The sequence below is a fragment of the Streptomyces sp. NPDC059994 genome (assembly GCF_042737755.1).
In the GTDB taxonomy this organism is placed as follows: domain Bacteria; phylum Actinomycetota; class Actinomycetes; order Streptomycetales; family Streptomycetaceae; genus Streptomyces.
The window spans coordinates 21,401-29,171 of sequence record NZ_JBHWUR010000063.1 but is presented as its reverse complement, the minus strand read 5'-3'; the positions used below and the strand labels follow the sequence as shown (position 1 = coordinate 29,171).

General features: G+C 71.9%; 5 protein-coding genes. 3 read left to right on the top strand and 2 right to left on the bottom strand.

The window, feature by feature from the left end:
• Positions 1-535 precede the first annotated feature (535 nt).
• Entirely contained in the window at positions 536-2,191 is a 1,656-nt protein-coding gene (locus ACFWA7_RS26490; RefSeq protein ID WP_385545205.1) for an MDR family MFS transporter, read from the bottom strand.
• Positions 2,192-2,301: 110 nt separating this feature from the next.
• Here ACFWA7_RS26490 and ACFWA7_RS26485 point away from each other — a divergent pair, with 110 nt between their 5' ends.
• Complete coding sequence (locus ACFWA7_RS26485; protein ID WP_385545202.1) at positions 2,302-2,862, top strand: TetR/AcrR family transcriptional regulator; 561 nt, start codon at positions 2,302-2,304, stop codon at positions 2,860-2,862.
• 17 nt (positions 2,863-2,879) lie between these two features.
• On the opposite strand, the gene ACFWA7_RS26480 is transcribed toward ACFWA7_RS26485, so the two are convergent.
• Positions 2,880-3,530, bottom strand: coding sequence for a M23 family metallopeptidase (locus ACFWA7_RS26480; protein ID WP_385825529.1), 651 nt, complete (start codon positions 3,528-3,530; stop codon positions 2,880-2,882).
• Between the two features lie 303 nt (positions 3,531-3,833).
• Here ACFWA7_RS26480 and ACFWA7_RS26475 point away from each other — a divergent pair, with 303 nt between their 5' ends.
• Together ACFWA7_RS26475 and ACFWA7_RS26470 are read left to right on the top strand one after the other, a co-directional pair.
• Positions 3,834-7,031, top strand: coding sequence for an NACHT domain-containing protein (locus ACFWA7_RS26475; protein ID WP_385825527.1), 3,198 nt, complete (start codon positions 3,834-3,836; stop codon positions 7,029-7,031).
• Positions 7,028-7,630 (top strand): hypothetical protein, encoded by a 603-nt coding sequence (locus tag ACFWA7_RS26470; RefSeq protein ID WP_385825525.1) that lies wholly within the window; start codon positions 7,028-7,030, stop codon positions 7,628-7,630. Before ACFWA7_RS26475 ends, ACFWA7_RS26470 begins: the two co-directional genes overlap by 4 nt.
• The last annotated feature ends 141 nt before the right edge of the window (positions 7,631-7,771 follow it).

Genomic DNA, 7,771 nt, shown 5'->3' with positions numbered 1-7,771 from the left:
CCCACCCCGCCCCCGGTTTGGGCCGAGGCCCATGGCGGGGCGCGGCCCCCTCAGGGCCCCGGGGCGATGCCTCCCGCAAAGCCCACCACCCCGCCCGGTCGCCCCCACCCCCGCCAGGGGCGCGGGGGTGCAGGGCCGAAGCCCTGCCAGGGGCGCAGGGAGCGGCCCCTCCTCGCTCGGGGGTGGAGGCGCAGCCCCCTGTAATGCCCCCACCCCGGTAGGCCCCACCCACCCCAGGGGCGCAGGGGTGCGGCCCCGCCGGGTACAGGGGTGCGGCCCCCTGTACCCGGCGGCCCCGATAGACCCCACCCACCCGGGGTGCAGGGGGCGTAGCCCCGCCAGGGGCGCAGGGGGCGGAGCCCCCGCTCGGGGGTCTGGGGGCGTAGCCCCCGGTAGACCTTCCTCCTCCTCCCACCTCGGGCCACCACCCGGCCGCCCGCCCAGGGCTTTCGGGAAGGGGTGGGGTGGGCCCCCCGGGCACCACGAAGGCCCCCAGGACAGGGTCCGGGGGCCTTCGGGCTGAGGAGGGAGGGGGTCAGACGCGTTCGCGTACCGTCGGCGGCGCAGCCGTCTCCGTGTCGGCCGGGGCCGAGCCACCAGGCACCTCCGCCGGAGCGGGAGCCGAGGCGTCAGCCGGGGCGGTGCCAGGCGCCGCGTCCGGCTTCGGGCCCGCCCCCCGCAGCGGCACCTCCTTCACGAACAGCGAAGCCACCACCGCGCCGAGCGCGACCGCCGCGCCCAGGACGAACGCCCCGTGCGTACCGGACGACACCGCGTGCTGGTACGCCTCCCGCAGCTGCACCGGCAGCTTCGCCAGGCTCGCCGCGTCGAGCTGGGCGGACTGCTGGGTGACCCCGGCCCCGCCCTGCGCGGTCATCGCGTCCTGGACCCGGCTGTTGAAGAGCGCGCCCATGATGGCCACGCCGAAGGAGGAGCCGAGCGTACGGGCCAGCGTGCTCGTGGAGGAGCCGACGCCGATGTCCTTCATCTCGACGCTGTTCTGCGCCACCAGCATCGTGATCTGGAGCAGGCAGCCCATGCCCGCGCCGAGGACCGCCATGTACAGGCCGGAGGTCAGCCGCGTGGTGCCCGTGTCCATCGTGGAGAGGAGGTAGAGGCCGGTGACCATGAGGATGCTGCCGACGATCGGGAACGCCTTGTAGCGGCCCGTGGAGGTCGTGACGCGGCCCGCGAAGAGGGAGACGACCGTCATCGACAGCAGCATCGGGAGCAGGAGCAGGCCCGAGTTGGTGGCCGAGGCGCCCTGTACCGACTGCTGGTAGAGGGGGAGGAAGAGGACCGCGCCGAACATCACGAAGCCCGTGATGAACGCGATCGTCGCCATCAGCGAGAAGTTGCGGCTGCGGAAGATGTGCAGCGGCACGATCGGCTCGGCCGCCTTCGTCTCGACGAAGAGGAAGCCGACCAGGGACGCGACGCCGAGCGCGATCAGCTCCATGATCCGGGCCGAGCCCCAGGCGTACTCCGTCCCGCCCCAAGTGGTGACCAGCACGATCGACGTGATGCCGATGGTCAGCAGCACCGTACCGAGGTAGTCGATCTTCGGCTTGGACTTCTTCTTCGGGAGGTGCAGGACGGTCGTGACCATCGCGAGCGCGACCGCGCCGAGCGGCAGGTTGATGTAGAAGGACCAGCGCCAGCCGAGGTGGTCGGTGATGGAGCCGCCGACCAGCGGGCCGCCGATCATGGCGATGCCCATGACACCGGCCATCATGCCCTGGTACTTGCCGCGCTCCCGGGGCGGGATCAGCTCACCGATGATCGCCATGACGCCGACGATCAGACCGCCCGCGCCCAGGCCCTGGATCGCCCGGAAGCCGATCAGCTGGCCCATGCCCTGGGCCATGCCGCTGAGCGCGGAGCCCGCCAGGAAGACGACTATGGAGCTGAGGAAGGCGCCCTTGCGGCCGTACATGTCGCCGAGCTTGCCCCAGATGGGCGTGGAGGCGGCGGTGGCCAGGGTGTACGCGGTGACCACCCAGGACAGATGGGCCATACCGCCCAGGTCGCCGACGATGGTGGGCATCGCGGTGCCGACGATCATGTTGTCGAGCATCGCGAGGAGCATCGCGATCATCAGGGCCAGCAGGACCACTCGGACGCTGCGCTGCTTCGGCCCGGCCTCTGGAGCCGCGGCCGAACCGGCCTCCGGCTGAGTTTGTTGTGCCATCTCTCCCACTCCCTGCCCCACACTTACTTGCCGCCCGGCTAGTTACTACTACACTGGGGAAAGTAGACCCCCTACTAGCCGGGCGTCAAGTAAGTTTTCAGGAGAGCTCGATGGCCAGAGGCAACACCCGCCAGCGCATCCAGGATGTGGCCCTGGAGCTCTTCGGCGAGCAGGGGTACGAGAAGACCTCGCTGCGTGAGATCGCGGAGCGGCTCGACGTCACCAAGGCGGCGCTCTACTACCACTTCAAAACCAAGGAAGACATCCTGGTGAGCCTCTTTGAGGACCTCACCCGGCCGATGGATGAACTTCTCGAATGGGGCAGGAAGCAGCCTCAGACCTTGGAATCCAAGATCGAGGTTCTGCGACGTTACAGCGACGCCCTGACCGACGCCGCCCCGCTCTTCCGCTTCATGCAGGAGAACCAGGCCACCGTCCGCGAGCTGTCCATCGGGGAGAACTTCAAGGACCGCGTCCTCGCGATGGTCGAGCTGATCAAGGACCCGGGCGCGCCCCTGACCGACCAGATCCGCTGTTTCACGGCGCTCTTCTCCATGCACGTCGGCATGCACGCCCTCAAGGACCTCGAAGGCGACCCCGAGGAGAGGCGCAAGGCCATCCTCGAAGTCGCCATCGATCTTGTTACTCAGGCGCACAGCGGCGCGCGATAGTCCCTACGTCGCGGCCGTCAGACCGTGACGCCCGCCGTGCGGAGGAACGCGACCGGGTTCACGGCCGAGCCGTAGTTCGCCGTCGTACGGATCTCGAAGTGCAGGTGCGGGCCGCTGGAGTTGCCGGTGTTGCCGGAGAGCGCGATCCGCTGGTCGGTGGAGATCGTCTGCCCGATGTGGACGTCGATCCGCGACAGGTGCGCGTACTGGGAGTACGTGCTGTCGGCGTGCCGGATCACTATGGCGTTGCCGTACGCCGGGCCGTCGCCGCCGCCGCCCGGGCCCGCCTTGACGACGGTGCCCGCGTGCACGGCCTTGACCGGGGTGCCGATCGGCACCGCGAAGTCCTGGCCGGAGTGCTTGTGCGCCCACATCGAGCCGCCGGTGCCGAAGGTGGCGCTGAGCTTGTACGTGTCCACCGGGTCCACCCACGCCACGGCCTTCTTGGCCGCGGCCTTCTTGGCGTGCGTCGCCGCCTTGGCCTGCGCGTCGGCCTGCGCGGCGACGGAAGCGGCCGCACCGGCCAGCGCCGGGGCCCCCGCCTTGTCGGCGGCGACGGCTGTCCCGGCACCCAGCAGGGCCGTCGCTCCCAGGCCCGCGCCCACGGCGGCGGCGCAGAGACGGAGGACGGTCGGGCGGGGAGTGCGGGAAGCGGTGCGCTGGAACATGCGGGGACATCCTCCGGGTGGACGACAGGGGCGGGGCAGGAACAGGCCCGGCACACGAGCGGCGCGCCGGGCTGCATCCCTTGGTAACCCACACCCCCGTCCCGCCACAAAACACCCATCTACTAACGAAAGCCGTATCGATCACCGGTGGAATTCGGCCCATGCATGGCTCATGGGCCGCTATCGGCGGTAGTAGGCCCCCGGGAGCCTGTGCACCTTGTCACCGTGCGCCCCCGTTCGGCGCGACCTAAGTCCTTCCATTTCGGGACCGAGGTCCCGTGTCCACGGCTACGCTGGCGCGTCGTGGAACCCGGACTCCTCACCGCCAAAGTCGCGTCCGCCGCCGTCACCCCACTGATCCGCAAGCTGTTCACCGCCGAACCGGCCGGCGCCGGCCTGGCCGACCAGCCGGTCCGGATCTCGTCGTACGTCTCCTTCCGGGGCGAGAAGCGCACGCTCGGCCAGGCGGATCTGCGCGCCCTCGCCGCCAAGCTGGTCAGGGCCGCCCTGCGGTCCGGCGAACGACCGGTCCCGGCGGACGAGGAGCGGGCCGTGGCCGACGCCCTCGCCCGGACCCTCTACGCACTGGGCGAGCTCACCCTCAGCGACGCCGAGGCGGTCGCCCTGGGCCACCGGGAACTCGCCCGCGAGCTGAGCCGCGCGAGCGACCACCCCGAGCGCCACCTCTCCGCCGACGCCACCCACTTCTACGTACGCCTGCTCGACACCGCCTGTCTGCACATCCTGAACTTCTTCACCCAGCGCTCCACCTTCGTGCCCGCCACCCTCGTCGAGCAGAGCCGTCGCCAGAGCGAACTCATCGCCCGTATGGACGAGTTGATCGCGCGGACGCCGCGCCCCGGCGCACAGGACGGGAAGTTCGAGGCGCGCTATCTGGCACATCTGGCGAAGAAGCACGGCAAGTTGACGATCTACGGGATCGACCTCGCCAACTCGCCGCGCAAGTGGCCCCTGGACACCGCATATCTGAGGCTGGAGGCGGTGGGGCGCGCCGCCAGGCCGCGGCGCACGCGCGAGGAGCGCGCGCCGGTGCCGGGCGCCGTGAGCGCCGGGGAGGACTTCGCTCCCCGCCCCGCCGACCGCGTACTCGCCGACCACGAGCGCGTACTGCTGCGCGGCGAGGCCGGATCCGGCAAGACCACGCTCGTCCAGTGGCTCGCCCTGTCCGCCGCGCGCGACGACCTCGACCACTCGACCGCGTACCTCTACGACCGCATCCCCTACGTCCTGCCGCTGCGCACCCTCACCCGCCACGGCGCGCGGCTGCCCGCGCCCAAGGACTTCCTGGCGGCCGTCGGCTCCCCGCTGGCGGGCGAGCAGCCGCCCGGCTGGGAGTCCAGGGTCCTGGAGGAGGGGCGCGGCCTGATCCTGGTCGACGGCATCGACGAGATCCCGGACGCCGAACGCGCCCACGCCCGGGCGTGGCTGAGCGATCTGGTCGAGGCCTACCCCGGCAACCGCTGGCTGGTCACCTCGCGCCCCTCGGCGGTGGGCGAGGACTGGCTCGGCGAGGAGGGCTTCACCGAGCTCACGCTCTGCCCGATGGGCCCGGCGGACGTGGCCGCGTTCGTCCGGCGCTGGCACACGGCGGCGCGGACCGGGGCGGACGACGACGGCGAGCTCACCGCGTACGAGAGCCAGCTCCTCGCAGCCGTGCGCGCCAAGCCGGACCTCGGGCGCCTGGCCACCAACCCGCTGATGTGCGGCCTGATCTGCGCCCTCCACCGCGACCGGCGCGGCTTCCTGCCGTACGGCCGCAAGGACCTGTACGACGCGGCGCTCTCCATGCTGCTGATCCGCCGCGACCGCGAGCGCGACATGCGGGTGCCCGAGCGCCGCCAGGAGCCGCAGATCCAGCTGCTCCAGCAGCTCGCGTACTGGCTGATCCGCAACGGCCGCACCGAGATGGACCGCACCCGCGCCGAGACGGTCATCGCGGAGCTGCTCCCCTCCGTACCGGAGCTGGCCGAGCTCGGCGACGCGCGGGCCGTCTTCGAGCACTTCCTGCACCGCAGCGGCCTGCTGCGCGAACCCGCCCCCGGGACCGTCGACTTCATCCACCGCACCTTCCAGGACTACCTGGGCGCGCGGGCCGCCGTGGAGGCCGGCGACCTCGGGCTGCTCGTCGCCCACTCCGCCGACGACCAGTGGGAGGACGTCATCCGCATGGCCGTCGCCCACGCGCGCCCGCGCGAGCGCGTGGAGCTGTTCGGGGAGCTCCTGAGGTACGGCGACGAACACGCCTCTCCGGCTGTGCGCACCCGCGTCCATCTGCTCGCGGCGACCGGCCTGGAGCACGCGCCCGAGCTCGCCTCGGAGGTGCGGGCGGAGGTCGAGCGGCGTACGGCCGCGCTGATCCCGCCGCGCGACATGGTGGCCGCGCGGGCGCTCGCGGCGGCGGGCCCGATGATCCTCGACCTGCTGCCGGACCCCGAGGGGCTGGACAAGTACACGGCCGAACTGGCCGTCATCGCCGCCTCGCACGTGGAGTCGGAGCGCGCGATCACCTTCCTGGCCCGCTTCGGCCGCCACCCGGCGCGTCGGGTGAGGGCCCAGCTCGTCTGGTCCTGGGGCCGGTTCGACACCCAGCAGTACGCGGACGAGGTCATCGCCGGGATCGACCCCGAGGACATCCTCTTCACGGTCACCTGCGACGAGCAGCTGCGCGCCCTGCGGGAACTCGGCACCCGGCCGCAGCTGGAGGCGCGCGGCGGCCTCTCGGCCGAGGCGCTGCGCGCGTACGCGGCCGAGGCCTCGCTCACCCGGGTGCGGCTGCGGGAGAACCCGACCCTGGAGGACCTGTCCTTCCTGACTGGCCCGCACCCGCTCACGGACCTCGGCGTGGCCGACTGCCCCCGGCTGACCGACCTTAGGGGCCTGCGCGGCAAGCCGCTGACGGAACTCTCGCTGAGCGGAATCGGCAACGCGGACCTGAGCCCGCTCACCTCGCTGCGCCACCTCCGCTCGCTCGGCCTGACCGGCGACCGGCTGAGCTGGTCACCGGCCGCGCTCCCGGCGGCGGCCCCCCTGGAGTCGCTCGACATCAGCGGGTCGGCGGCGGGCGACCTGCGCGGCCTGGCCCGGTCCACCACGGCCCTGACCGGTCTCTACCTGGGGCCGTGGAGCAGCCCCGAGAGCGCCGAGGAGTGGGAGGAGGTGGCTCGTATCCCCCGGCTGCGCACCTTGCAGGTGACGGGCACATCACTGTGCGCCGCCCCCTCCGGGCTCGCCCTGCCGTCGGTGTTCCAGGTCTATCTGATCGACCAGGTGCCACCGGCCGCCCTCGCCCGGCTCGCGGAGGTCTTCCCGCGCCTGCACGTCCTGAACCTCTGGGCGTACCAGCGGGAGTACGACGTGAGCCGGCTCGCGGCTCCGCCGACGCTGCTCCAGATCCACGTGCAGTCCAGCCATACGGTGACCGGAATGGACCGGCTTCCGGAGGGCGTCGAGGTGTTCGACGGCGGGGTGGCGCTGCCGTGAACGGCTTCCAGGGCTCCCGCCACATCGTGGCCGTGTTCGGCGCCATGCAGGGCACGGGCGTACTGATCGGCCCCGGGCTGGTGCTGACCTGCGCGCACCTCGGGCTCGACGCCGTGCCGAGGGTCGCGCTGCCGGACGGGCCCGGGAAATGGATCGCGTGCCATGTGGTCTGGCAGGACACCGATCTCGACGCCGCACTGCTGTGGTGCGGCCAGGGGCGGCGGGTGCACGAGACCGCCGGCGCCCGGTCCGGCGCGGTCGCCTCCGAACGGCCGCTCCCCTACTGCGAGATCATCGGGTTCCCGGACGTCCAGCGGTACGACGGCGACCGGCTGGACCTCGACCAGTTCACCGGAACCGTGCTGCCGGTCGCGGGCCGCTTCCGTCAGACGCTGACCTTCGAGTCCGACCGCCCGCCCGCGAGGGAGCGGCGCGACGGTGGTCGGCCTGGTCAGGGAGGTGCCGAAGGGGCGCGGCCACCGGCGAGTGGAGTGCGTACCAGTAGCCGCGCTCGCCGCGAACGAGGGCTTCCGCACCTCGTGCGCCGACTACAGCGCGCTGAGCCTCCATCTCCTCGCCAGGCCGGAGCTGAGCCGTGAAGAGCGCAAAGACCTCCGCACACTGTCCGGAGTCGCCGTCACCGTAAACGGCCGCCCCCTCTGACCGTAGGCACGGAAAAGGGGCTGCCCCGGCCCGTACGCAAAACCTCTGCATACAGCCGGGGCAGCCCCTCAAGGCGA

Excerpts from the sequence above, each read along its gene's own strand:
- ACFWA7_RS26490 (WP_385545205.1), bottom strand. The coding sequence starts at position 2,191 with ATGGCACAACAAACTCAGCCGGAGGCCGGTTCGGCCGCGGCTCCAGAG.
- ACFWA7_RS26485 (WP_385545202.1), top strand. The coding sequence starts at position 2,302 with ATGGCCAGAGGCAACACCCGCCAGCGCATCCAGGATGTGGCCCTGGAG.
- ACFWA7_RS26480 (WP_385825529.1), bottom strand. The coding sequence starts at position 3,530 with ATGTTCCAGCGCACCGCTTCCCGCACTCCCCGCCCGACCGTCCTCCGT.